The sequence below is a fragment of the Legionella moravica DSM 19234 genome (assembly GCF_000423305.1).
Lineage (GTDB): Bacteria > Pseudomonadota > Gammaproteobacteria > Legionellales > Legionellaceae > Legionella > Legionella moravica.
In genome coordinates, this window is record NZ_KE384002.1 from 101,922 (window position 1) to 127,049 (window position 25,128).

Below are 25,128 nucleotides of genomic sequence, written 5' to 3' on the forward strand. Positions count from 1 at the left end.
ATTTATAATTTAGGCTGTAACTTCCTACCAAGTCATCCCTTACCTTTGGCTGCAATCGGGTTCGGGATAACGTAGCAGGAAGTTACTTTAGGCTTTTTATGGCAAATTTAAACCTGATATCTATTTTTTAAAATCACTGAACACAGATTGAAAAATTATATAAATTCATATTTGGGATTCGGTGTTATCACATGCTATGATTTATCTCTCTAAAATTTACGGAGTGGTCAATGACATACGATAAAATAAAAGTACCTGCACAAGGTGAAGCCATTACAGTGGCAGCTGATCTTTCTCTTCGTGTACCCAATAATCCCATAATTCCCTTTATAGAAGGTGATGGTATCGGGGTTGATGTGACACCTCCGATGATTCGTGTTGTTGATGCTGCTGTTGAGAAAGCATATGGCAATAAGAGAAAAATTGCCTGGATGGAAGTGTATGCTGGTGAGAAGGCCACTCAAGTTTATGGCAGTGATCAATGGTTACCGAAAGAAACTATAGACGCACTGAAAAAATATGTGGTCTCGATTAAAGGTCCTTTAACTACGCCTGTTGGTGGTGGTATACGCTCTTTGAACGTTGCTATTCGTCAGGATATGGATCTTTATACCTGTTTACGTCCTGTCCGTTATTTTAAAGGTGTTCCAAGCCCAGTCAGAGAGCCTTGGAAAACAGATATGGTCATCTTCCGTGAAAATGCTGAAGATATCTATGCTGGAATTGAATGGTCCGCTGATTCTCCAGAAGCTAAAAAAGTAATTCAGTTTTTGCAAACTGAAATGGGTGTTAAAAAGATTCGCTTCCCTGAACATTGCGGTATTGGTATCAAACCGGTATCTAAAGAAGGTACTACCCGTTTGGTGAAAGCTGCGATTCAGTATGCTATTGATAATGATCGTCAGATTGTTACTTTGGTCCATAAAGGCAACATTATGAAGTTTACTGAAGGTGCATTTAAGGATTGGGGATATCAGGTGGCTCGTGATACATTTGGCGCCAAGGAATATCAAGGTGGCCCCTGGATGGAGTTTAAAAACCCCAAGACGGGCAAGCAAATTATCATAAACGATGTCATTGCTGATGCATTTTTACAACAAATCTTACTAAGACCTGAAGAGTACAGTGTCATCGCCACCCTGAACTTGAATGGTGATTACATTTCCGATGCTTTAGCTGCTCAGGTTGGCGGTATAGGAATAGCACCCGGGGCTAATATGAGTGATGATGTTGCAGTGTTTGAAGCTACTCATGGCACCGCACCAAAATATGCCGGTCAGAATAAGGTGAACCCAGGTTCTATTATTCTTTCTGCTGAAATGATGTTACGACATATGGGTTGGACTGAAGCTGCTGATTTGATTATTAAAGGCATGGAAGGTGCAATTGAAGCGAAAACAGTGACTTATGATTTCGAACGCGGTATGTCCGGTGCTACATTAGTAAGTAGTTCGGGCTTTGCTGATGAAATGATAAAACACATGTAAGCAGGCTGTGTTGACAATTCATCAAGCGATTGTAAAGTTCCCGCGACGCGTTCGCGGGGTGTTTAAGTTCGGATTGTCAACACTTGCTGGTATTAAGTATTCAACGATGCGTGAATCTATGGATGGCTTTAAACTATGAAACGTTACGAGTTGACGTTATGGTTTAATCCATTATACCAATCAAGTACTTTGTTGATTGGGGGGGGTAAATCTTGGCTCCATACAGTTCAGAGTGCTTTTTTTGTAAAAGAAGCATCAACTTATAAGATAACCAATATTCAGTGATATTTTTTATTAGGGTATTGGTGTTAAATTGATACGATAAATTTACAATTGAGTGAGTTCTTACTAGCCAATATGCTGTTGATTATTTCAAAGGCTAAATATTTAATTAAAATTAGCTAAATTTACTGGCCAAATGTGTGTAGGGAGTCTATAAAAATAGTATGAGGTTGTAAGTTATGAGCGGGCAAAATTTAGAGGAATATGTTAGGCACGAGATAGCTGATACTGAATCAAGTACAGAAGTTAAGCTGCCTAGAAAGTATAAAGTTGTATTGCTCAATGATGACTATACACCAATGGATTTTGTGGTAGAAGTACTGAAATGCTTTTTTCATTTAAGTGAAGAAATTGCAATTCAGGTGATGTTACAGGTTCATATGCAAGGGAAGGGCGTATGTGGCGTGTTTACAAGAGATATAGCAGAAACAAAAGTCGCCCTAGTAAATGAATACGCCAGAATGAATCAACATCCATTGCTATCTAGCATGGAACCCGAATGACTGGTGGTGGGCTGGAAAGGAGCAACGACAATGTTAAATAAAGAACTAGAATTCACCTTGAATCTAGCCTTCAAGGAAGCAAAAGAAAAGCGTCATGAATTTATGACTGTTGAACATTTGCTGTTGTCCTTGCTTGATAACCCAGCAGCAGGTAATGTGTTGCAGGCATGTGACGCAAACATCGAGGCTCTTCGCCGAGATTTAGTTGAATTTATTGATGAAACAACGCCAAGAATTCCTGAAGATGAACTCGACAGGGAAACTCAGCCAACTTTGGGTTTTCAGCGAGTATTACAACGCGCAGTGTTTCATGTGCAATCCGCTGGAAAAACAGAAGTAACCGGCGCCAATGTGCTGGCTGCTATATTTAGTGAACAAGAAAGTCAGGCAGTATATTTTCTTAGAAGAGAAAATATTACCAGACTTGATGTCATTAATTACATTTCACATGGTGTTTCAAAATATCAAAATAACGAGATGCAAGATAACATGAACTCTTCTATGGATGAGGACATGATGTCACCCGAGGGTAATGAATCTCCTCTGGACAGTTACTGTACGAATCTTAATCGACGTGCCAAACAAGGTAAAATTGATCCGTTAATTGGCCGGCATGAAGAAATTCAGCGTACTATCCAGGTTCTGTGCAGACGCCGCAAAAATAACCCATTGCTCGTCGGTGAAGCTGGAGTAGGTAAAACCGCTATTGCAGAAGGATTAGCCCGTCGCATCGTGGACGGAGAGATACCTGATGCTATTCGTGGTTGCGTTGTTTATTCACTCGATTTGGGGGCTTTATTAGCTGGAACCAAATATCGTGGTGATTTTGAGAAGCGTTTGAAAGCGGTTCTTAAACAATTGGGGCAACAAGAGGGCGCTGTTTTATTTATAGATGAAATTCATACCATTATCGGCGCCGGTGCTGCCTCAGGTGGAGTTATGGATGCATCCAACTTGATAAAGCCGTTGTTGGCCAATGGTGAATTAAAATGTATTGGATCGACAACTTATCAGGAATACCGTGGCATTTTTGAAAAAGACAGAGCTTTGGCTAGACGTTTTCAAAAAATAGATATCTCCGAACCGACGGTTGATGAAACTTTTGAAATACTGAAAGGATTGAAGGGGCGTCTGGAAGAACATCACGGCGTTAAATTCACTATACCTTCATTAAAAGCAGCAGCCGAATTAGCAGCGAAATACATTAATGATCGATTTTTACCTGATAAAGCAATTGACGTGGTGGATGAAGCTGGCGCTTACCAGAACCTGTTAACTGCTAACAAACGTAAAAAAATTATTAGCGTCACCGAAATTGAAAGTGTTGTTGCTAAAATTGCCCGTATACCCATCAAGAAAGTCTCTGCTCGAGATAAAGATACATTACGTAATTTAGAGCGTGACCTGAAATTACTGGTTTATGGACAAGATCAGGCGATTACCGCGCTTGCATCAGCGATTAAATTAGGTCGGTCAGGACTCCGTGAACCACAAAAACCTGTTGGATGCTTCCTGTTTGCAGGACCTACGGGAGTTGGTAAAACAGAGGTCACACGACAATTGGCTAATGTTCTGGGAATTGAGTTGCTGCGATTTGATATGTCTGAGTACATGGAAAAGCATACAGTGTCACGTTTAATCGGTGCTCCTCCTGGATATGTTGGTTATGATCAAGGCGGGCTTTTGACTGAAGCTGTGACTAAAAACCCCCATGCTGTTTTATTACTGGATGAAATTGAAAAAGCCCATCCCGATGTCTTTAATTTGCTATTACAGATTATGGACCACGGTACTTTGACGGATACAAACGGCAGACAGGCTGATTTCAGACACATCATTTTAGTGATGACCAGTAATGCTGGTGCCAGTGAGATTGTGCGTAACTCAATAGGATTCTCCAGACAGGATAATGCTAACGATGGATTGGAAGTAATTAAGAAACAATTTAGTCCTGAATTTAGAAACAGACTGGATGCGATTATCAATTTTGCCCCATTAGATTCACTAACTATTGGTTTGGTTGTTGATAAATTTATCATGGAGCTTGATGAGCAACTCAGTCACAAAGGTGTTACGTTTACTGTTGATAAATCAGCTCGTGAATGGTTAATTGAGCATGGTTACGATAAAGCGATGGGTGCTCGTCCCATGGCGCGTTTGATACAGGAAAATGTGAAAAAACCATTAGCAGATGAACTTTTATTCGGTAAATTGATGCATGGTGGTCATGTTACGCTTAGAGTAAAAGATGGTAAGTTGCATTTTGACAGTCAGGACCATCGTGAAGGTGTCTTTTAATATTCAGAAAAAGTGCTTTTTAAATACCTCTGGAAGCTAATCATTTCTTAAATCCTGCGGCTTGCCGCAGGATCTTATCGAAGCTCAAAAATCCTGTTTGCTTGCAAACAGGCTACTACTTGCTACGTTATGGGACTTTCAGACATTGACATCAACACCAATTACGTTGCATGCAGAATTTTAGATGACCAAATCAATTGAACAGTACAAATTTCACCTCAGCCAGTGCTTGGGATTATTTGATAAACATGGCTGTCCCATTAAAAATATGACGTCTTTCCGAGCGTAGCGAGGAATCTCCTGCAAATTGGCACAATCTGAATTAATACATTAATTATCGTTACCTTTTAAACTTTTTTTTTACAAGGAATTTAATGTTGTCATCAGAAGATGTACCTGGATTTTTATATCATTTCGACACGCTCGAAGATCCAAGAGTTGATAGAAAGAAATTGTATCCTTTAACGGAACTATTATTTGTTGTTATCTGCGCTAACCTATGTGGAGCTCAGAGTTGGTGTGATTTAAAAACCGTTATTATGCTTGAATCACGTGTTTCTTCCGGTGGACATACATCCATAGAACAGCGCTACTTTATCAGCAGCTTGGCTGCAAATGCGAAACAAATTGCTCAGACTATTCGTAGTCACTGGGCTGTTGAGAACAGTCTACATTGGGTCTTGAACGTTACATTACGTGAAGATGATTCTCGCGTACGCAACGATCATGCTCCTGAAAATAGGTCGATGGTTCGGCATATTATTTTGAACAGGTTACAAAATACCAAAAAGAAATTTAAGGATATGAGCATTAGGCGCCTGCAGAAAAAGGCTGGCTGGGGAGACTCAACTCTTGATATGATTTTAATGGCCGCATTTTAATGGGATCGTGCAACCTTACAGGAGATTCCTCGCTACGCTCGGAAAGACGTCATATTTTTAATGGGACAGCCGTGATTTGATAAACCGTGCCAGTTACAATCCTGATTAATTCTGGATATAATGTTCCTTTTTCTGCTTATTTCATTGGCCATGCTCACAGTAATTATTATAACTAAAAATGAAGAGTCTAACATTCGACGATGTTTGGAGTCTGTACGTTTTGCTGATGAAATTATAGTTGTTGATTCAGGTAGTACTGACAATACTGTAGCAATTACTCGTGAATATACCGATAAGGTGTTTCAGACGGACTGGCAGGGGTACGGAATTCAAAAGCAACGAGCATTGGCAAAAGCAACTGGTGATTGGGTTTTGAACCTTGATGCAGATGAGTCTGTGAGTAGTGCGTTGCAGGAAGAAATCATGAAAGTCATTTCATCTGATTCAGCTGACGCATTTCGTGTGCCCATTCAAATGTTTTTTTACAATAAGCTTTTAAAACATTCAGCATCGCCCAAAAGACATATTCGGTTGTTTAAACGTGCTAACGCTAATTACAGCAATGACATTGTTCATGAAAAAATACTGGTATCAGCAACGGCACGTATTGGCAAATTAAAAAATGCCATACAGCATCACTCGTATAGAGATTTAAGTCATGTCTTGTATAAGCTTAATAAATATTCATCATATTCCGCAAAAATTCGAATTGAATCCAATAAAAAAATGAGCTTCATTCGGGTTTTAGCGAGTACAAGCTGGATGTTTAGCCGATGTTTTATTTTACAGCGTGGATTTTTAGATGGTAAGCTTGGATTTTTATTTGCCGTTATTAGCGCGCAAGGAACTTTTTATCGTGGAGTAAAACAGATTTATAGAGACCGTAATATCAATGAATTACCTTGTATAACAAATACCGATAAGGATGAAATGTGAGACTACCATTGCTGGAAGGAAAGGGTATATTGGTAACTTCAATATTATTTGTCTTGTTTATGTTTTTTATTCCAATTAGCCCCACCTTTAAATCGATTTTTTTTGCTTGTGCGGTGGGTGCCGTATTACTGACCCCGCAATACAGTCAATACATTCCGTATGCATTTAATTCATTATGGGGGCTATCCGCTTTAGCCTTATTGTTATTTTCCGTAATTGCTTGTCTTTGGAGTCCTGCACCTTTTTCCATGCAATTGACCGTAGTTGGTAAATATTCAAAATTAATTTATCTACCAGTGCTTGCTGTTGCATTTGTAAATCCCAAAATAAGAACGATGACGCTGAACAGTTATTTGGCAGCCATGCTGTTAACCTGCATTATTTCAATACTTAAAGCTGAGAATATTTTGACGCAAGGTGACCCTGGCGAAGTTTTTTATAATCATATTATAACCGGGTTTATGATGGGTTTTGCTGCTTATATAGCAGGTCTTTATGCTTTTAGATACACAGGCTGGTTGAGAGGGATATACTCCTTCCTTGTCGGATTAATGAGTTATCAGGTACTTTTCATCAACACGGGTAGAACCGGTTATGTTGTCTATTTTATTTTAATGGCTTTTCTCATTATTCAAAAACTCAGTATTAAAAAAGCATTAGTGGGAGTGCTATTGTTTAGCAGCCTGGTAGGATTGGTTTATCATGAAAGTCCAATCATGTATGCCCGAGTTCATGATTTAATCTCGGACATTAAGGCTTTAAAACAGAACAACCAAAATACATCACTGGGGTATAGAATACAGTTCCATAATTATGCTCAATCCTTATGGGATAAACACCCGATTTTTGGCATTGGTACAGGTGGTTTTAAATACAGTTTCGCACAAGATAATCCAGTGCCCAGTTGGGGGCCAGAGCTGACTGATCCTCACAGTCAATATTGGATGACTCTATCAGAACAGGGATTGGCAGGCTTGGTGTTATTAATCATCTTTTTAGGCAGTTTATTGATTACTTCATTTCAATTAACTGAAACGAAACCGATCCTTTTAGGAATACTTATTTCATTCTGCATCGGCTCTTTCTCAGATACTATTTTGTGCTATTCAACAGCAGGTTATTTATTAGTGGTAATGAGCGCTTTATGTTTTGGCGAGCTTATTGAGCAACGCAAGATGAAAAGCGTCAATGAATCTAATCTGACTTCTGCTGATGATGCAATGAAGCTAAGCCCGGTTGTATAGAGAGAGTTGGCCACACATGGTAGAAGTGATGAACAGGGCCATTACCAAAACCTACAGAGGTCTCTTTAGCCGCTTCAATGGCATGAGTTAAATAGTTTTTTGCAAAGCTGCAGGCTTGATTTAAATTCATATTTTGAGCAAGACATGCTGCAATTGCCGCAGATAAGGTGCAACCGGTTCCATGTGTGTTCTTCGAGTCAATCCTGGTATTTTTGTACCATGCTATTGATCCGTCAACTCCATAAAGTAAATCATTGGATTCTGCAGATTGCAGATGCCCACCTTTTAGTAATACATGTTTAGGGCCTAAGCCAATGATTTTCTGAGCTACAGATATCATGTCCTCCTCCGAGGAAGCATTGATGCCTGTAAAAGCGTACGCTTCAGGAATATTGGGCGTGATTAATGTTGTTAGAGGCATGAGTACCGAGGTTAATGTATCGATTGCTTCGGGCAATAATAAGGCATCACCACTTTTGGCGACGGTCACCGGATCCAGGACAATTGGAATATCGGTCGCTCTTTTTTTAAGAATACAAGCAACAAGCTCAATAATCTCACTTTTAAACAACATACCAATTTTAATGCTGTCGGGTCTTATATCATCAAAAATGGCATTGAGTTGATCTTCAATTGCTTGCAGCGGGATTTCATAACAGGTTCTTACACCACAGGTATTCTGCACTGGCAGTGCGGTTAGAACGGTCATTCCATAACAGCCTAAAGCGGAAAACGTTTTAAGATCTGCCTGTATTCCAGCACCTCCAGAACCATCAAAACCTGCTATGGATAAAGCTTTATATTGCATTAGATGTTTACTCTTGAGTGTTTAATTACTTCAGTAAAAAAATTCCAGTCCGGATCGTATAAATTATCAATAAAGGCTTGCCTGAATGTACCCGGTTTTTGTGTTTGTTGATGGGTTAATTGGCCACATAAACCAAAATAAGCCGAAGCATGTGAACTTGCTTGAAAGTGATTGGGATTAACAGCGGCAAATGCGCTAAGAACCGCGGTCATAGTGCATCCCATTCCGGTGATTAGAGGCATGAGATCCGAGCCAAAAGGAAGTAATTGTTTTTGGGTACCATCGGTTATAAAGTCTTCTGGCCCACTGATCACTATGATGCTATTGTGAGCATGAGCCAAGGACATTGCCCCATCCATTGCATTCTCGACTTGATGAGTCGTTTCAACTCCTTTGGTTAATCCATGCATTCCGGTTAAAGAAATGATTTCACTGGCATTACCTCTGATAATATCTGCCAAGGACAGGATTTTGAGGGAAGCAGACGTTCTTAATTTACTGGCTCCAGAACCCACCGGATCCAATATGACTGGTTTATTCAAAGAACGAGCCAGGTCCGCGGCATAAAGGGCTCGTTCAATAAAGGCATCATTTAAGGTACCTGTATTGATGTATACAGCCTGACAAATATTCACTAACTCTGCCAATTCGGAACTATCCTCTGACATCAGCGGCGCTGCGCCAAGTGCAAGCAGGCTGTTTGCCATAAAGTCCATAGTGACGTAATTGGTTAAACACAGTATTAATGGCTTTATTTTCCTGATTTGGAGGAAAGAGTTTTTTATGTCGTTGAACATCTATTAAAAACTCCTGCGGTCAATTATTTTTCGGAGTGTTAATGTCGTATCTGCCGGATGCTTTGCTAGATGCAGCGCGCCTATTACAGCTACTCCTTGTGCGCCAGCCTGAAGGACGTCGATTAAATTGTCCTCGTTGATTCCTCCAATACCAATCAGAGGGTGTTTGGATTGGTTGGACAGATGAGTTACTCCCTCCAGGCCCCATATTTTTTTCAGATTATTTTTATGATGGCTTGGAAAAACCGCGCTTGCGGCAACATAATTTAGTTCTGAGCGATTGGCTTGAGTTAATTCATCCTCCGACTCTATTGAAAGACCAATGAATTTATTAATGCCCAATAGATTTCTGGCTTTCAATGGACAGGTATCTGATTGCCCAAGATGTACGCCATCCGCGTGCACCTGCATGGCAAGATGAACATCATCATTAATAATCAGGGGAATTTGATAAGCGCTCAGAAGGTGTTTTAATTCCAGAGCAAATTCTAATTTAAAGGATTCATCTGCATTTTTTTCTCTCAATTGAACGGATGTGACTCCTGATGAGATGCACTGTTTTATAAAATTCAGGTATTGAGGAATAGGAGTAGTCTGTCGATGAGTAATCAACATTAATTTATAAAATTCGACGCTCATAACAACCTGTTTCACCCATATTTCATCATCTGTATGGGGCAATTTTTAGTACGTCAATACTAACTGAACAACCGTATTTTGTCTAATAGATCAGGGTTAGAGCATCTGCTACAAGGCTTGCTTCATAATTCATATGTTTCGTTTTTAGGGGTACACAAATCAGCACGAAAATCATCCAATGCTTCGTACTTGCAATGTAAGATCAAAATGTCGTAATTCTTTTTCAAATCAAAATAGTCATCTACTTGCGGTTTCACAGGGAGAGACATATTAACTCACTATACTTTATTGTAATTTATCTATTATTGCTAAAGCATTCTTCAATAGTATTGGTGATAGGATTTGACGGGATGACAGTGGTTCACTCAAATCGTATCATTAGTCCCCATTATATTGTTAATCTTGATGTTTTATAGATTTCTCCCTTCTGTAATTCAAATACATATGTTTTATAATTTCTTCGCGTTGAACTTCTTCTGTTCCGCCGCCAATTGATGATGCTATTGAGGATGCTAGTAAATAATCGTAGCGATCTTTCTGTACGCCATAACTACCAAAAATCTTGATAATATGCATAATCGCATCCGTCGCTAAATTAGCACCATAGAATTTTGATATCGATGCTAATAGGGAGGATTCTTGTCCATTCATAAATTTTTCAATAGCCTGGTAGGCAAGCAATTTTGAAATTTCGTAATTGCATTTAATGTCAGTCAACCTTTTGCGGATGTATTGATGCTCAATGATTTTTTTATTAAAAACGATGCGTGTATCGGTATATTCTATGGTTTCTTCCATGATTCGCTCCAGAACACCGATATTAACAAAACCTACTAATAATCGCTCTCTAGAAAAAATTGAGTGTAAAATAGTATACCCATCTCCGATTTTTCCAAGAATAAACTCTGGTGGAACTTGAACATTGCTAAAATCAATTTGACCGGTCGCAGAATCTTCAACGCCAGATGCACATAAAGAATGTGTGTTATCAACCCCATTCCATGAAGAATCGACTGCTACAATAACGGGCTGGTGAGTATCCATTATTTCCGCAGTCACCAACATTAAATTTGCAATCGATCCATTAGTTATAGACCATTTAGTTCCATTCAGGATAAATCCTTTATCATTTGGAATTAATTTTGTTTGTATTAATTTGGATTCTGAACCGCCATGTAATTCTGATCCTGCTTGTGCGGTGATTAATTTTCCAGAGATCAGTGAGTCCCAATATTTGTTTTTCAATGTGTCAGAACCAAATTGATTTATCATTGGCATAACAACACCGGCTTGGATTATCAATGACGAGCATGAACCGGGACATCGCATTCCATAAGACAATCCCTCAAGTGCAGCGGCTAAAAAATGAAGACCATCTTCGTTATTATATTGAATTGAATTAATAAAAAAATGTTCATCACTAAGCCTTTCCCATAGTCCTTCGGGTAAACACCCTTTTTTGCGAGCTTCCTGACAGGCATTCTCGAATTTTTTGCCAATATCTGCATAGTGATTTTTTATATCTAAAAATAATGTGCTATCCATAAAGAAATACCTTATTTAATGTGTATTTTTTTGTCCGGAAATAATGCTGTTTGCAAGGTCTTGAACGGTCTGAATAGAGGCCAGGGATTCATCGGAAAGTGTACAATGAAATTCATCTTCAATATCACATACTAATTCAGTGAGTTGCATTGAAGATACACCAAGATCATAGTTTAAGTTGGTGTTGGGCTTTACTTGCATTTGGTCGATATGCAGAGATTTCGAAATAACGCCGATTAGCTTTTCATAGATTTCTGTATTAGAAGAGTTGCTTTTCATAGCTTTGGCTCCAAAATTTAATGTTCATTTTCTTTCCATTCATGCATAATCTCGAGCTTTTTACTGATCAGGAGTTCTTTTGTTTCAAATCGTTTTAATTTACCACTGGTTGTTCTAGGTAAGGATTTAGGGCTTATTAAGGCAATCCAAAACACAGGCAACTCATGTTCAATTTGTACTCTATGTTTTATTGCATCAATTATTTGCGGCCCTTCATTTTTGATGTCTTGTGCGTTGGTTTCACAAACGATCACTAACCGTTCATTATTGTTATGATCAATTGCAAAGCAAGCACACTGGTTTAGACGTATTAATGGGTGTGCGGTAGAAACTGTATGTTCGATATCGTGAGAGTAGTGATTGACACCATTGACTATTATTAGATCTTTAATTCGGCCGGTAACAAACAATTCCCCATCTTCTGATAAAAATCCTAAGTCACCTGTTTTCAAATATAATTTATCGTTATTAACACCTCTATAGGAAGAAAAAAATTCTTTATCGTTATTTTTGGTGTAATTCCAATAACCCTTTGACACACTTTGGCTTGAAAAACATATCTCACCGATTACATTGGGTTGACATGGCAGGTTGGTACTATTTGAAATAATAACCAGGTCATCAATAGGTAATCCGCAACTAATCAGTTTTTTAGTCTTTCCTTTAGCCGAATTGATTTTAACGCTGCTATCTTGTTTAAGACTGTCCCTGGATACTTCGATAACTTTTGGTTTTGATCCTGGTGAATGAGATGTAACAACTAAAGTCGACTCAGCTAATCCGTAGCTAGGGCATAAGGCATTTTCTGTAAACCCATGGGGTTTAAAAGCCGAAATAAAAGATTCTATAGTCTCATATCTAATTGGCTCAGCGCCACTCCAGGCTGCAAACCAATTGGAAAGATCGAGTTTATTACGAACTTCTAAAGGTATTTTCTTGACACAATAATCGTATGAAAAATTAGGACCGCCACTATACACTCTTTGTTTCATATTGCTAATGGTAGTAAGCCACTTAGCAGGATGCTTAAGAAATGTTATAGGACTCATCAGATTGGTTTCTGTACCACTGTATATAGGTTCAAGTATACCGCCAATTAATCCCATATCATGGTAGGGAGGCAACCAGGATACAAAGACATCATCATTTTTGATACAAAAGGCATGATTGATTTTTTCAAGATTATGTATAATGTTTTTATGGGATATCATTACCCCCTTGGGTACGCCAGTTGAGCCTGATGTGTATTGGAGAAATGCTAACATATCTCCTTGAATATCGGGTTTACTCCATTTTGTCTCAAAGGTAATGGGGATTGTATCAGTTGCAATCCATTTTAACTGGTCCAGGCTCCAGTTTGTAAGTTGGACGTTATAAGGAATTAGTTTATTTGTAAGATAATTGACTAGGGGTACTCCGTTAATCCATTTTAGCCTTCTAAGAATTTTTAATTTCTTTAAAATCACTTCTGTTGAAAGCAAGACGGATGGATTTGAGTTTTTTATTATATTTTGTAATTTGTGGACTAATTTGGGATTGTGAGGAGGGTAAACGAGTATAGGTATTAAGCCGGCATACATTGCCCCAAAAAATGCACTGATTAGATCCAACCCGGGTTGATAAATTAAAATAGCCCGTTCGCCTGCCTTGAATTGTTTATTTTGTAAAAGAGCTGCAATTTTCCGTGAATTTATATCAAGCTCTTTATAAGACAACGTCTGGATTTGTTCCTCACCGTTATTATCCACTGTCATGAAGCGGCAGGCAATCTTATTATTGTTTTGGATAGCTTGAAACTCTAATAGATCAACAAGAGTGGAGCCAGAAAATTTGGACGTTTTGGAGTTTTCCATGTTAATTACTTGCTTTTTTTTAGTTTAACATGATTTCAGATTAGACGGTTTTTATGTAATTCGCAAATTGCTGTAACCACATACTTATTCGTTTAATCAAATCCAATATTTTCGACAGAGCAGACGATATAAATTTTGAATACTCAAAAGCTTTTATTAAACTCAATCAGGCTTATGATAGGCAGCATCCAGAGGATCCTTGCTATAGATCCTCAATGTATGAAGCATATGAAGCGTGAAGAGTCGATTTTTTTGAGTTTATAACATTCGTACAGATTACCAGGTTGCGATGCTTTGTTGAGGGTTTTGTAAAGAGCATTCTTCTGATATTGAGCCGTCATTACATACAACCAGGCCAGATGCAATATAATCTGGAGAAACTCCTCCTTGCCATAAGCAACACCCTTTTAGTAGTTGCAAATCCATCACTGCATGGCGATCACAGTAGCAGGTTGAGTAAAACCCATTATTACAGACTAAACGGCCGGCAGATGAATCGCAGTAGTTTGTCCCACCCATTTTCTCGCAGCATCCACCAGCGAACACTGGTGAGAAAACCATGCTTAACATAATTGATATCAATAGAGTTTTAAGTGATGGCATTTTCTGTCTCTTAATATTCTTTATTTTTAGGATAGCACAGAGTAAGAAAGAATATTAGAGGATGCACATCAATTCCCGAACGGTCATTAGTGAAACGGTAGAAATGAATCTTATGAGAGGATTTTAGTGGTTAAAACGAGTTGATTTGTATCGTGTGTAACCAAATAACTGGTTGCTAAACCCGCGAGTAATCCAAACAAATGTCCTTCCCAGGATACTCCTTTTTTTCTTGGGAAAATTCCAAAAAAAATACCAGCAAAATAATACAGACTGACTAAACCCAGAATTACTGTAGTTAATGTACCTTGTTGATAAATGTTACAAATCAGAAATCCCCAGTATCCCGTTATTAATGCACTGGCACCGATATGTAAACCAGGTTTTGCGAAGCACCAGATTGCCAGACCACTCAAAACAGTTATTAATAAAGTCACTGTCAGATAATAATTAAGGCCATTGATTAGAATGAAATTACTTAATACAAGCAAAGGAATTGAGTTAAAAAATATATGATTAAAGTTGGCATGGAGTAGTGGGGTACAAATAATTCCAGGTAGTCCTCGAAGGTGCCTCGGAATGATACCCAATAACAGAATTCGTTTGGTAACAAATTGACTAATAAAAAAAATGGACCAGGGGAGCAGCAAAATAACTCCAAGAACTTTGAAGTTATTTTGCGTTTGCAGGATGATTAAATTAAGGCTGCTGCCGAGTTCATTAATCATGATTTGACCATGGACGGCTCTTCGTTTTTAACCGTTTTTTTGGGTTGTACCGGTGGTGTTGCAATATTGCGAACAGGTACAAAGAGCAGGGGTTCAACCAACGTTTGATTCACTATCATCGACCAATGAAGATGAGGACCTGTTACTCTACCTGTCATTCCTACAAGGCCGAGTTCTTGTCCCTGTTTCACCGGTTCGCCGGATTTTACGAGAATTTTGCTCAGGTGAGCATACAGAGAGAATACACCCATGCCATGATCAATAATCACCGTATTTCCAGTAAAAAAATAATCTCCAGTCTCTACAACCATACCGTCATTTACTGCATGAATTGGCTCACCTTCTGGTGTTGCGATATCCAGTCCTGAGTGAGGATCTCTGGGTTGTTTGTTATAAACTCTTTTCAAGCCAAACAAACTGCTGATAGGTCCTCGTAGAGGCGCTGCAAATTGTTGTTTGAATGGATTGGCATTGGAATAGTTTGCGTAGATTTGGGCTAGTTTGCGGGTTTCCTTTTCAATACGAACTAAATCCTGAGGTTGTGGATCAACCTTGCTGATGTCTTTGATATTTAAAAATTGTGTTGTGTACAATTTATCACTGACTTGAAATGGAATGGTGGTTTTTATGGGTTTTGTAAGATCCAGGTATTGAATCGGTTCATTATTAGCTAAAGGTATGGCCACGATAAGCAACCACTGATTCGGTTTGGAGCTGGGAACGACCGGGATTTTTTTCCCTTGATAAAAAGCTTCAGGTTGTTTGTTAATGTCAATGGGGATAATCGTTAATCCGCCATTTACTGCATGATTTTCAGGTAAGGCTAGCGCAAAAAGGTGAGCAGACAGACTCCATAAAAATACAGTGACGCTAAGAATTAATTTATTCATGATTGTTATTAGTCCTTAATGTAAGTAACTTCACAGGCGATTTGGCCTTCTGCCAAACGCACATTGATTGCATCTCCAATACGTACTTGTTGTGTCGAAAAAATCACTTTATTGTCTATAGTAGCAATGGCATATCCTCTGTCTAGTGTAGCCAAGGGACTTACTGCGTGCAAAGTTGATAAATTATTTGCCAATTGATGCCTTAATTGGGTGACTTTACTTTTGGCTTGTAGGATTAATTGCGCCACAATCTGATTCATGTGCAGTTGGGTTTGTTCAATCTTTGTCTTGGGATTGTTAGCCTGCAGCAGAGATAGAAAGCGAGATACATCATGTTTTTTTCGGTTAATCCATTGTGACTGGTTTGAAATTAATTGGCGTTCAAGATAGTCAATTGTTTGCCAGTAAGCACTGATGGCTTGCCGTGGTGAGGAGATTTTGTCTAATAAGTGCTTCACTTTTATCTGATGATTCTGCATGAGTCTGTTCTGGGCAGTTTGTAAACGGGCAATGGCGTGATGAATACGATTGAATAGCTCAATACAGTTTGGGGTTACGGCATTAGCAGCCGCAGTGGGCGTTTCGGCTCGGAGATCCGCTACAAAATCCGCAATGGTGAAATCGGTTTCATGCCCTACACCCGATACAATAGGAATGGTACTGGCGGCAATTTCACGGGCTAACTGTTCGTTATTGAATGCCCATAAATCCTCTATACTTCCGCCGCCGCGAGCCAGTATCAGTACATCGCAGCGAGGGTGAGCATTTGCAAATTGCAACGCTTTAATCAGTTGCTGTGGGGCTGTAGCACCTTGGACTTCGCTCGGGTAGATGATGATTTTTGCCAAGGGAAAACGTCGCGCCAGGGTAGATAAAATATCACGAAGTGCTGCACCACTGGATGAGGTGATAATACCTATGGTCTTTGGTATTTCAGGTATCTTTTTTTTCCTGGCTGGATTAAAGAGGCCCTCAGCTGCAAGTTTTTTTTTCAACTCCTCGAATCGCTGGTAGAGTTCGCCTAAGCCCGCGTCTGTTATTTCGTCGACAATGAGTTGATAATCTCCCCGTGCTTCGTAAAGACTCAATGTACCACTGGCCACGATTTGTTTCCCGTCACCAAGTTCTCTTGCAGAAGATCCAAAATGTCGATTTTTAAAAAATACGCACCGTATTTGAGCCGAGTTATCTTTCAGCGTAAAATAAAGATGTCCTGATGAGGGTTTGCTCAAATTTGAAATTTCCCCTTCAACATGAACGACCCCCAATTCATTTTCAAGATAGGATTTTACTTGTCTGTTAAGCTGGCTAACCGAGACAACTGAAAAATTACCAGTCATAATGAAAAAATATCCAACATATCAATCATTTGCTTATACTAACAGATATAAAAAGAATTCAAAATCTATTGAAGCATGTCCCTACATGAACTAACTTATTAGATTACGGTAAGTTTATCATTTAATTTTTTGATGGAATAAGGACGTGGCATGAGACATGCGATTTTATTGGTTGCTATTTTTACTTCATCGTATGCGACAGCGGATTCTTTATATGATGCTGTTCAACATGGCATGATTTCAAATCCGGATGTTTTGTCTAATACAGCAAAAGGATTGTCGGCCAAACAAGGAATAGACAAAGCCAAGGGAGCTTATTATCCTACTATTGATGTAACAGGTGGTTTCGGACGAGAGAGAAGTTTAAACCCGACAACTACTGCGATTGATGATACTAATGTTGCCATATTAGACCGTACCGAATCTGCAGTTGAGTTCAAGCAGAATTTATTTTCAGGCGGCGGGATTGTTAATGAGGTCAAGCGGAATCAATATTTAACTCAGGGACAAAAGTGGAGAACCCAGGGTGTTGCTGAGGATTTGGCTCTGGATATCACTAAAGCTTATCTGGCTGTGCTAATGAATGAGCGCTTGTATGCTTATTCCATAAGTAACCTCGAGGCTCATAAAGCTGTTTTTAAGATGATTAAAGAACGGGCTGATGCAGGAATTTCGCGCGAAGCTGAAGTGGATCAGGCTGTTGCACGGCTTGCTCTTGCTGAATCCAATAAAATCAGTGCAGAGGCCAACCTTCAGGAAGTGCGAATCAACTACGCAAAACTGGTAGGAAAATGGCCTGAACATTTAACATGGCCACACATACCGACCGATAAGGAATTGCCAAGCACTCTGGCAATAGCGCTTGAAAAAGGTTTGGATAATCATCCTACTGTTAAATCCAGTTATGCTGACATTAAGCAAGCTAAAGCTCAGTATGAGGTAGCCAGAGCAGCATATTATCCTAAAGTTGATTTGGTGTTGAGTGCTTCCAAAAACAGAAACCTTAGCGGTTTGGTTGGCCCCAATAATTCGGATCTTGCTGCAATTCGAATGAACTATAATGCGTTTCGTGGTGGCGCAGACGAGGCTTTTGTGCGTCAGACAGCTTATCAGGTACAGGAAGCATATGAAGTAAAAAATCGCAGTTTGCTTCAATTGAAAGAAGCAATCCGTTTGTCCTGGAATGCTTATACTTCGGCAGCGCTTAGAATAAAGCCTCTAAAAACTCACGTCGTTGCTTCAAAAAAGACACGTGCTGCATATCAGGATGAGTTTAAGGTAGGAAAAAGAACCTTGCTCGACTTGCTGGATTCCCAGAATGAGTATTATCAATCAGAAATTGAGCTGGCTCGGGGCCAAAATGACGAGATGCTGTCTCGCTTTAGAATTCTGAATGGTATGGGTAAATTATTGAATTATTTAAAATTAAGATTGCCTGTCAATGTGGTAAATAACGATGTATTTAGCTCAGCTCAGACGCATATCCTGTTAAATAAAAAGATGGATGAGATACCTTATCCTAATGATACGGATCGCCCCATGCTTTTAGCTCAGCCTGTTAAAAATATGGAAACGACTCCAATTAATAAGGCGATAATCGATAAGAACACTACTTATCCTCAGCAAGTAACCCCTAAATTATGGTATGTTTCAGCGGGTGTGTTTGATGTGAAAAGTAATGCTGTTGCTTTGGTAAATCGCTTGCAAGGACTTGGTTTTTCAGCCTTCATGACTGAGTGTGATAATCGCCTGACTGTACTTGTAGGGCCTTATGAATATCGCGGGCATGCGGGGAATGGAATGGAACGATTAAAGGAACTGGCTCATGTACAAGGGGTACTTGTTACATTCAAAAATAAGCCCCAAAAAGCATAATCGAACGCTAGGTACATTTTTTTTGATGTGCCTGGCTTTTTTTTATTTAACCAGCTCCTGTCTTCATGCTTCAGCACCCGTAACTATTGAAAAAATTCACCAAATGGAGCTTAAATCCCAAGGTGATATTAAAAAAAGATTTCGAGCCTGGGTTAATTTAATAAAAGATCTTGAGAATAAATCTGAAGACATCAAGTTAGAGAAAGTAAATTCTTTTTTTAATCAATTCAATTATGAATCCGATCTGCAATCCCAGGGTGTGGAAGATTATTGGAAATCTCCTGAGGAATTCATTATCGATGGCGGGGGGGATTGCGAAGATTTTGCGATAATTAAATATTTCACTTTAATTGCCCTGGGAGTGCCAACAGAGCGGTTAAGAATTACTTATGTTACATCCCTTAAATTAAATCAGGCACATATGGTTTTGTCTTACTATCCAACTCCTGAAGCAGAGCCTCTTATATTAGACAGTTTGGAGCCTGACATCATGCGGGCATCCAAGCGTAAAGATCTCAAACCAATATACAGTTTTAATGGTGAAGGTTTATGGCTGGCCAAACAACGGGGTCAAAGTTCCTTTATGGGGCAATCCAACGGTTTGGGCAAATGGGATGAATTAATGAAGCGTATGCACTAAAAGGTGAAAGACCATGACACTGAACAAGAAAATGGCATTATGTGTTTTAATGATGTTACTCCTCGTTTTTATTGGCACTTATTTCATAACGATGAATAATGCCCGCAACTTTTTTATCCAGCAACTGGAGAGCAATGCTCAGGATACGGCTACCTCATTAGGATTGTCGTTATCTCAATCATTATTAAATCATGATCTGCCAACTGTGAATTCCATGGTTCAAGCAGTATTTGATAGAGGCTATTTTTCTTTTATTCAGGTAAAAGACATCAAGGGTAAAGTCATCGTGACCAAACAATTTGTGTCGCCGCACAATAACATACCTCAGTGGTTTGTCCATTTGATCCAATGGCCCTTAACTAAAAAGAACTCATTGGTTATGGATGGATGGATGCAGGCAGGGGAGGTATCTGTGATCAGTGATCCCAATAATGTCTATTCTTCTTTGTGGCGAAACGCTGTTGAAATGGTTAAGGCATATTTTGTATTTGCTTTAGCTGCCTTGCTCTTAACTTATGGGTTCATTCAGTTATTGATGAGACCCTTAAAAAGAGTCACTTCACAGGCTTTAGCAATCTCAGAGCATGAGTTTCCCATCGAAACGCACATACCTCGTACTCCAGAGTTGAAGCAGGTGACCCTTGCAATGAATCAGATGGTGTTAAAAATTAAATCATTATTTGAAGACCAATTACAGCAAGCCGAACTATTGCGGGTACAGGTTTATCAGGATCCTCTGACTGGATTAAGTAACCGGCGTTATTTTTTACAGCAATTATCTGCAATTTTAGATAATGAGGATGAGTATATTCCCGGTTATGTCTTAATGATCGTTATTGATGGTCTGGATGAGCTGAATCATAAACAGGGTTATCAGCAGGGTGATAACCTGGTTTTACTCGTTGCAAAAATATGCAAGGAATTCTGGAGTGACTCTTCGGTCAGTTCAATTGCACGAATTAGTGGAAGTACCTTTGCTTTAATTAGCCATGAACTCGATCCTGAGATATTTGATAACCAATGTATGGAGTTTGAAAGTAGCTTAAGGCAGGCAATCAGTGACATTAAATTGTGTCAGGCTCATATGGGAGCTTCTGGTTATTTTGCTCATCAAAGTGTATCCAATTTATTATCCATGGTTGATTTGTCGGTTAAAAAAGCCCGGGAACAGCAGGTTTTTTATTGTCAAAAAGAACATGATACCTTTAAGTATCGACGGTTAATTACCCGTGATGATGTGGTTACATTCTTAAACCAAAAAAGGATACATTTATATGCGCAAGGGGTGACCAACGGTAAAGAATATTTACACAAAGAAATCTTCGTAAGAATTCTCGATCTGAATAATGATCAGTTGGGTGCTGGTTATTTTATGCCGGCAGCTGAAAAAATGGGATTGGCATATCTGATTGACCAGTACGTTCTTAACGAGTTGGCTGCCAAAAAAATTGCTTCCAATGAGTGTTTTGCGTTGAATGTATCTGAAGATACTTTAGTGAATAATGAGCATCGAGATGCTTATTTACATCAATTAAAAAAAATACCCCAGGCTGTATTAAAAAATCTGTCATTAGAAATAAGCGAGAGTAAAGTTCTTGAATCATTCACAGAAGTGAAATTATTTGCAAAACAAGTGCAAAAATTGGGTGTAAAGATTGGTGTGGATCGAGTTGGAATTCATTTTTCTCCTTTGCATTATTTAAGTGAGCTTCATGTTGATTACTTAAAATTGCATGGAAGTCTGGTGCAGGATATTGATGAAAATGAAAGTAAGCAGTTTTTTATACACTATTTTAACGAGATGGCAAAAACACTCGATATTCAGGTCATTGCTACGCAGGTAGAACAGGAAGCTCAATGGCATGCACTGGAGCTGGTCCACGTTTCCTGGGGGCAAGGGCGTTACCTTGATCCCATTGTTTTATTAGATTAATGGATGTTGCTTCACGCTACCTTCCCAACCGGTAAGAGGAAAGGTTGATCTCTCATTACATTCGGAATAATGTTGCATGGGGGGGTAGAGAAGTTATTATTTGAAGAGCTAAGCCTCTGTAAAATAAATCAAGAATACGTTATGATGAGGCTTCGATAAATCACAATAAAAATAATATGAACTCTTATCGCACCCGGAAAACGTATTTTTTCATACCATTCTTATTGTTGTTAACGAGTATTATTTTAACTGGATGTGTTGATTTATCCGGTTCCCGAAGTGCTTATAGAAAAAAAGTGACACATCATACAAGCACTGGGCAAAATAATACGTCAAAAGTGAATTCAGCACCTGCTAAAAAGGGCGAAGTGCATACCATGCGCGGTGGATTAGGTATTTTCAGCAAGGGAATGAATCAATTAAGAGATACTGTAGCGGACAAATATCATATCTCTTCCCGAAGTACCATGTGGTATAACGCCGGTGAAGTCAGTCGAAACATCATCACTCGCTATTACAAACAAAAAGATCACAGGCCTATAATTTTAGTTGGCCATTCATTAGGAGCCAACGAGCAGATTAAGGTTGCGCGTAATCTTAATGGAGCGGGTGTACCCGTTGCTCTGTTAGTTACCGTTGATGCCGTATCTCAAACCATAGTACCTCCAAATGTAAAACAGGTGCTAAATGTTTATAAACCCGGTTACGTTCCCATGTTTAGTGGCCTGAAGCTAAGGGCGGTGAATCCTGAAGCAACACACATTGAAAATGTTAATGTGAATACATTAAAAGAGGTTAGTGTAAATCACTTCACTATTGATAAAGATAAAGTCGTACAGGCGATGATTTTGGATAAAGTTGAAAAGGTGTTAATTGATGGAAATAGTAAGGGCGCATAAAGACTGTATATCTCCTCGTATCTGTGTTATTGGAGCTGGCCCGAGTGGAATCGCAGCAATTAAAAACTTACAGGAACAAGGTTTAACCAGTATCACGGCTTTTGAAAAAAACAATCAAATAGGTGGCAATTGGGTATATGATGAGAATAATAATCATTCAAGTGTCTATGAAACCACTCATATTATAAGTTCAAAGAGATGGTCACAGTTTGAAGACTTTCCTATGCCTGCGGAATATTCTGATTATCCATCTCATGCACAGTTATTAAATTATTTTAAGAGTTACGCAGAACATTTCGATCTGAACAAATATGTTCGTTTTAATACCACAGTTTTGAAAGTCACGCGAACTGAAGAGCAGAAATGGAATGTCCTTTATGAAGACTCACAAGGTACTCATGAGGAATGTTATGACTATTTGTTAGTTGCAAATGGCCATCATTGGGATCCCACTATGCCTGAGTATCAGGGGGAATTTACCGGTGAGGTGCTTCATTCCCATCAATATAAAAAGGCATCGACCTTTAAAGATAAGCGAGTATTAGTCGTAGGTGGTGGAAACTCAGCTTGTGATGTGGCAGTAGAAATTTCCCGAGTGTCTCCTAAAACCTGTATCAGCATGCGCAGAGGCTATCATATATTCCCCAAATTTATTTTTGGTAAACCTACTGACGTTGCTGTAGCTAAAATTCAATGGATGCCATCCTGGTTAAGACAGAAATTTATCAGCCTGGTAGTTCGAGGCTTGCAGGGACGTTATGGTAAATACAAATTAATGAAACCCGATTGTGGCCCTCTGGAAATACATCCAACAATCAATTCGGAATTATTGTACTTTATTCGTCATGGAAAAATTTTGCCTCGTCCTGGCATTTCCCACTTCGATGGGAATGTAGTGCATTTTACTGACGGCAGCAACGATGAGTTTGATACGGTCATTTTTGCGACTGGCTATCAAATCAGTTTTCCATTTTTTGATAAAGAATGCCTGGATTTTAGCAATTCCACCAAAATTCCTCTGTATCGAAAAATGATGCATCCCGAATTTGATAATTTGTATTTTATCGGTTTGTGCCAGCCTCAAGGGTGTATTTGGCCACTCGCTGATTATCAATCGAAAATTGTTGCACGCATCATTACTGGAAGTTTAAAGCGACCAGAGCAATTGCATAAAAAAATAGAGAAAGAGATTAATAAACCGCATTATCGTTTTAAATCCAACAGGCGTCATGCCCTGGAAGTTGACTATCACCGGTTTCGTCGTGAATTATTGGAAATGCTGGATCAAAAACGATTTGGTTGAATTTTTAAATCAGAATTGAACGCTAGAAATGGCTCTTGGTATTTGAAGGAGCCTTCTCACAGGATGCCTTCTTAAATACACCATTCTGCTATTCATCAGTTCTAATGTACCATTTTATAAGGTAGTCATCCTCGCGAAAGCACATTAGTGTCCGGGGAAATTGAGCCTCTTCCGATCAAATCCAAATCCACTCTCCACCGCACAAAGCGTGGGGGAGAGGGTTTAGGGTGAGGGGGTTCAAATACTGTCGCGCAAAAGCGCGCTCGTTTATACTATTGTCTGCATACCGCACCTAAAGCACGGTAATTAGGCGTTTTCGAGCAATGCAATAAGTCAATTATCAACAGACCTTAAAGCGTGTTTGCGTTTGATTAGAGCGTTCATTAGCTTTTCAATGTTATTAATATAAGGGTTTTCCTGACGAACGATGGCGTTTGTCCGTTCTTCACAATAACCTTTGACTTCTTTATCTGGCAATATATAAAATCGTTTCTGCTCTACTTCCTGGATGATATGTAACGCAACATCAGATGCGGGCCGTGAGTGCGCTAATAGCGAATTTAATGATTCGTGAAATACGGAATTGGATTCAGCCGGATTAGTTGATAATAACGAGGTGTCGGTAAATGAAGGGAATACGACTGATACATCGACTGGCTTTTCTAGTCTTTTCAAATCATAAAACAGGGATTCAGATAAAGCCAATACCGCATGTTTCGACATGGAGTATGCTGCAATTTGTGAACCAGAACACAGTCCATACAAGCTTCCCATATTAATTATATGAGAATGAAATGGCTGCTTAAATAAATAAGGCATAAAAATTCGGATGACATGGATCATTCCATGTAAATTAACATCCATGACCTGATTAAGCTGTTCAGGCTGCAACTCCCAGACTGGAGCCAAAGATCCAATAATCCCGGCGTTATTATAAAGCCAGTCTATTCTACCGCAATGAGTATCGACATAGGCAAGCAGTTGTTCAATGTCATCAGGCTTGGTGATGTCACACGTTTTATTGAGTGCCAATCCAGGATATAACTCATTCAGTTCGTTGGCCTCTTTTATAAGTTTGGAGCTGTCCTTATCCACCATGACTACCTTGATGCCACGTTGGAGGTATAGTTGGCTTAGGGCTAGTCCTATGCCACTGGCAGCACCAGTAATTAAAGCAACCTTCATTCGAGTTCCCCAATATTCTGTCATTTTATCTTCGATTGCCTCATGCAGATTGCTGAGTAGTGAAGAAATACTTAATTTCGAAAGGGTACCATAATTTGCTTTAATACTAAACTTTCAACAATCACGAGCTACAGGCCAAGGCATGACATAAATATTTTTAGTGTTTCAATATAGTCGAATTTG

At 39.1% G+C, this 25,128-nt stretch carries 23 protein-coding genes; 11 read left to right on the forward strand and 12 right to left on the reverse strand.

Annotated elements, in window-relative coordinates; genetic code table 11:
• Positions 1-230: 230 nt before the first annotated feature.
• The 6 genes from icd (at position 231) to G543_RS0114265 (ending at position 7,631) form a co-directional block, all read left to right on the forward strand.
• Positions 231-1,487, forward strand: coding sequence for an NADP-dependent isocitrate dehydrogenase (gene icd, locus G543_RS0114235; RefSeq protein WP_028385112.1), 1,257 nt, complete (start codon positions 231-233; stop codon positions 1,485-1,487).
• A 461-nt stretch (positions 1,488-1,948) separates the two neighbouring features.
• Positions 1,949-2,272 carry an ATP-dependent Clp protease adapter ClpS gene (gene clpS / locus G543_RS0114245; RefSeq protein WP_028385113.1) on the forward strand — a complete coding sequence of 108 codons (324 nt, stop codon included), beginning with the start codon at positions 1,949-1,951 and terminating at the stop codon, positions 2,270-2,272.
• A gap of 30 nt (positions 2,273-2,302) precedes the next feature.
• Positions 2,303-4,570, forward strand: a complete 2,268-nt coding sequence (gene clpA, locus G543_RS0114250) for an ATP-dependent Clp protease ATP-binding subunit ClpA (protein WP_028385114.1) — start codon at positions 2,303-2,305, stop codon at positions 4,568-4,570.
• A 374-nt stretch (positions 4,571-4,944) separates the two neighbouring features.
• Positions 4,945-5,451, forward strand: a complete 507-nt coding sequence (locus G543_RS0114255) for an ISAs1 family transposase (protein ID WP_028385115.1) — start codon at positions 4,945-4,947, stop codon at positions 5,449-5,451.
• A 150-nt stretch (positions 5,452-5,601) separates the two neighbouring features.
• Positions 5,602-6,387: a glycosyltransferase family 2 protein gene (locus G543_RS0114260; RefSeq protein ID WP_028385116.1), complete on the forward strand. Its 786-nt coding sequence runs from the start codon at positions 5,602-5,604 to the stop codon at positions 6,385-6,387.
• Positions 6,384-7,631 (forward strand): O-antigen ligase family protein, encoded by a 1,248-nt coding sequence (locus tag G543_RS0114265; protein ID WP_028385117.1) that lies wholly within the window; start codon positions 6,384-6,386, stop codon positions 7,629-7,631. Before G543_RS0114260 ends, G543_RS0114265 begins: the two co-directional genes overlap by 4 nt.
• On the opposite strand, the gene thiD is transcribed toward G543_RS0114265, so the two are convergent.
• The 11 genes from thiD to xseA all read right to left on the reverse strand — a co-directional run bounded on the left by thiD (position 7,582) and on the right by xseA (position 17,110).
• The gene (thiD, locus tag G543_RS18085) at positions 7,582-8,439 is read right to left on the reverse strand and encodes a bifunctional hydroxymethylpyrimidine kinase/phosphomethylpyrimidine kinase (protein WP_051190733.1); all 858 of its coding nucleotides are present in this window, start codon (positions 8,437-8,439) and stop codon (positions 7,582-7,584) included. The genes G543_RS0114265 and thiD overlap by 50 nt on opposite strands.
• A complete protein-coding gene (thiM, locus tag G543_RS0114275; protein WP_028385118.1) occupies positions 8,439-9,236 on the reverse strand; it encodes a hydroxyethylthiazole kinase in 798 nt (265 codons plus the stop codon). The genes thiD and thiM overlap by 1 nt, the downstream gene beginning before the upstream one ends.
• 3 nt (positions 9,237-9,239) lie before the next feature.
• Positions 9,240-9,875 (reverse strand): thiamine phosphate synthase, encoded by a 636-nt coding sequence (gene thiE / locus G543_RS0114280; protein WP_028385119.1) that lies wholly within the window; start codon positions 9,873-9,875, stop codon positions 9,240-9,242.
• A gap of 122 nt (positions 9,876-9,997) precedes the next feature.
• Entirely contained in the window at positions 9,998-10,144 is a 147-nt protein-coding gene (locus G543_RS19050) for a hypothetical protein (protein WP_155824940.1), read from the reverse strand.
• 127 nt (positions 10,145-10,271) lie between these two features.
• Positions 10,272-11,420, reverse strand: coding sequence for an acyl-CoA dehydrogenase family protein (locus G543_RS0114290; protein ID WP_028385120.1), 1,149 nt, complete (start codon positions 11,418-11,420; stop codon positions 10,272-10,274).
• A gap of 15 nt (positions 11,421-11,435) precedes the next feature.
• The gene (locus tag G543_RS0114295; RefSeq protein WP_035922431.1) at positions 11,436-11,699 is read right to left on the reverse strand and encodes an acyl carrier protein; all 264 of its coding nucleotides are present in this window, start codon (positions 11,697-11,699) and stop codon (positions 11,436-11,438) included.
• A 17-nt stretch (positions 11,700-11,716) separates the two neighbouring features.
• A complete protein-coding gene (locus G543_RS18090; protein WP_051190735.1) occupies positions 11,717-13,552 on the reverse strand; it encodes a fatty acyl-AMP ligase in 1,836 nt (611 codons plus the stop codon).
• A 276-nt stretch (positions 13,553-13,828) separates the two neighbouring features.
• Positions 13,829-14,155, reverse strand: a complete 327-nt coding sequence (locus G543_RS0114305) for a hypothetical protein (protein WP_028385122.1) — start codon at positions 14,153-14,155, stop codon at positions 13,829-13,831.
• A 110-nt stretch (positions 14,156-14,265) separates the two neighbouring features.
• Positions 14,266-14,880, reverse strand: a complete 615-nt coding sequence (locus G543_RS0114310) for a rhomboid family intramembrane serine protease (protein ID WP_028385123.1) — start codon at positions 14,878-14,880, stop codon at positions 14,266-14,268.
• Complete coding sequence (locus G543_RS0114315) at positions 14,877-15,770, reverse strand: M23 family metallopeptidase (protein WP_028385124.1); 894 nt, start codon at positions 15,768-15,770, stop codon at positions 14,877-14,879. Before G543_RS0114315 ends, G543_RS0114310 begins: the two co-directional genes overlap by 4 nt.
• A gap of 8 nt (positions 15,771-15,778) precedes the next feature.
• Positions 15,779-17,110, reverse strand: a complete 1,332-nt coding sequence (xseA, locus tag G543_RS0114320) for an exodeoxyribonuclease VII large subunit (protein WP_028385125.1) — start codon at positions 17,108-17,110, stop codon at positions 15,779-15,781.
• Positions 17,111-17,260: 150 nt separating this feature from the next.
• Here xseA and G543_RS0114325 point away from each other — a divergent pair, with 150 nt between their 5' ends.
• From G543_RS0114325 to G543_RS0114345, 5 genes are all read left to right on the forward strand, one after another.
• A complete protein-coding gene (locus tag G543_RS0114325; RefSeq protein ID WP_028385126.1) occupies positions 17,261-18,985 on the forward strand; it encodes a TolC family outer membrane protein in 1,725 nt (574 codons plus the stop codon).
• Positions 18,936-19,625, forward strand: coding sequence for a transglutaminase-like cysteine peptidase (locus G543_RS0114330; RefSeq protein WP_028385127.1), 690 nt, complete (start codon positions 18,936-18,938; stop codon positions 19,623-19,625). The genes G543_RS0114325 and G543_RS0114330 overlap by 50 nt, the downstream gene beginning before the upstream one ends.
• A gap of 13 nt (positions 19,626-19,638) precedes the next feature.
• The gene (locus G543_RS0114335; RefSeq protein ID WP_028385128.1) at positions 19,639-21,558 is read left to right on the forward strand and encodes a bifunctional diguanylate cyclase/phosphodiesterase; all 1,920 of its coding nucleotides are present in this window, start codon (positions 19,639-19,641) and stop codon (positions 21,556-21,558) included.
• 176 nt (positions 21,559-21,734) lie between these two features.
• Entirely contained in the window at positions 21,735-22,457 is a 723-nt protein-coding gene (locus G543_RS0114340) for a hypothetical protein (RefSeq protein WP_028385129.1), read from the forward strand.
• Positions 22,435-23,760 carry a flavin-containing monooxygenase gene (locus tag G543_RS0114345; RefSeq protein ID WP_028385130.1) on the forward strand — a complete coding sequence of 442 codons (1,326 nt, stop codon included), beginning with the start codon at positions 22,435-22,437 and terminating at the stop codon, positions 23,758-23,760. The genes G543_RS0114340 and G543_RS0114345 overlap by 23 nt, the downstream gene beginning before the upstream one ends.
• Before the next feature lie 333 nt (positions 23,761-24,093).
• On the opposite strand, the gene G543_RS0114350 is transcribed toward G543_RS0114345, so the two are convergent.
• Positions 24,094-24,945 carry an SDR family NAD(P)-dependent oxidoreductase gene (locus tag G543_RS0114350; RefSeq protein ID WP_028385131.1) on the reverse strand — a complete coding sequence of 284 codons (852 nt, stop codon included), beginning with the start codon at positions 24,943-24,945 and terminating at the stop codon, positions 24,094-24,096.
• Between the last annotated feature and the right edge of the window lie 183 nt (positions 24,946-25,128).

Bases quoted from the DNA above. Each gene is read 5' to 3' on its own strand.
- G543_RS0114340 (WP_028385129.1), top strand. From the start codon at position 21,735: ATGAACTCTTATCGCACCCGGAAAACGTATTTTTTCATACCATTCTTA.
- G543_RS0114305 (WP_028385122.1), bottom strand. From the start codon at position 14,155: ATGCCATCACTTAAAACTCTATTGATATCAATTATGTTAAGCATGGTT.
- G543_RS0114325 (WP_028385126.1), top strand. From the start codon at position 17,261: ATGAGACATGCGATTTTATTGGTTGCTATTTTTACTTCATCGTATGCG.
- G543_RS0114350 (WP_028385131.1), bottom strand. From the start codon at position 24,945: ATGAAGGTTGCTTTAATTACTGGTGCTGCCAGTGGCATAGGACTAGCC.
- icd (WP_028385112.1), top strand. From the start codon at position 231: ATGACATACGATAAAATAAAAGTACCTGCACAAGGTGAAGCCATTACA.
- thiE (WP_028385119.1), bottom strand. From the start codon at position 9,875: ATGAGCGTCGAATTTTATAAATTAATGTTGATTACTCATCGACAGACT.
- clpA (WP_028385114.1), top strand. From the start codon at position 2,303: ATGTTAAATAAAGAACTAGAATTCACCTTGAATCTAGCCTTCAAGGAA.
- G543_RS0114310 (WP_028385123.1), bottom strand. From the start codon at position 14,880: ATGATTAATGAACTCGGCAGCAGCCTTAATTTAATCATCCTGCAAACG.
- clpS (WP_028385113.1), top strand. From the start codon at position 1,949: ATGAGCGGGCAAAATTTAGAGGAATATGTTAGGCACGAGATAGCTGAT.
- G543_RS18090 (WP_051190735.1), bottom strand. From the start codon at position 13,552: ATGGAAAACTCCAAAACGTCCAAATTTTCTGGCTCCACTCTTGTTGAT.
- G543_RS0114315 (WP_028385124.1), bottom strand. From the start codon at position 15,770: ATGAATAAATTAATTCTTAGCGTCACTGTATTTTTATGGAGTCTGTCT.
- G543_RS0114330 (WP_028385127.1), top strand. From the start codon at position 18,936: ATGTACAAGGGGTACTTGTTACATTCAAAAATAAGCCCCAAAAAGCAT.
- thiD (WP_051190733.1), bottom strand. From the start codon at position 8,439: ATGCAATATAAAGCTTTATCCATAGCAGGTTTTGATGGTTCTGGAGGT.
- G543_RS0114260 (WP_028385116.1), top strand. From the start codon at position 5,602: ATGCTCACAGTAATTATTATAACTAAAAATGAAGAGTCTAACATTCGA.
- G543_RS19050 (WP_155824940.1), bottom strand. From the start codon at position 10,144: ATGTCTCTCCCTGTGAAACCGCAAGTAGATGACTATTTTGATTTGAAA.
- xseA (WP_028385125.1), bottom strand. From the start codon at position 17,110: ATGACTGGTAATTTTTCAGTTGTCTCGGTTAGCCAGCTTAACAGACAA.
- G543_RS0114345 (WP_028385130.1), top strand. From the start codon at position 22,435: ATGGAAATAGTAAGGGCGCATAAAGACTGTATATCTCCTCGTATCTGT.
- G543_RS0114335 (WP_028385128.1), top strand. From the start codon at position 19,639: ATGACACTGAACAAGAAAATGGCATTATGTGTTTTAATGATGTTACTC.
- thiM (WP_028385118.1), bottom strand. From the start codon at position 9,236: ATGTTCAACGACATAAAAAACTCTTTCCTCCAAATCAGGAAAATAAAG.
- G543_RS0114290 (WP_028385120.1), bottom strand. From the start codon at position 11,420: ATGGATAGCACATTATTTTTAGATATAAAAAATCACTATGCAGATATT.
- G543_RS0114295 (WP_035922431.1), bottom strand. From the start codon at position 11,699: ATGAAAAGCAACTCTTCTAATACAGAAATCTATGAAAAGCTAATCGGC.
- G543_RS0114255 (WP_028385115.1), top strand. From the start codon at position 4,945: ATGTTGTCATCAGAAGATGTACCTGGATTTTTATATCATTTCGACACG.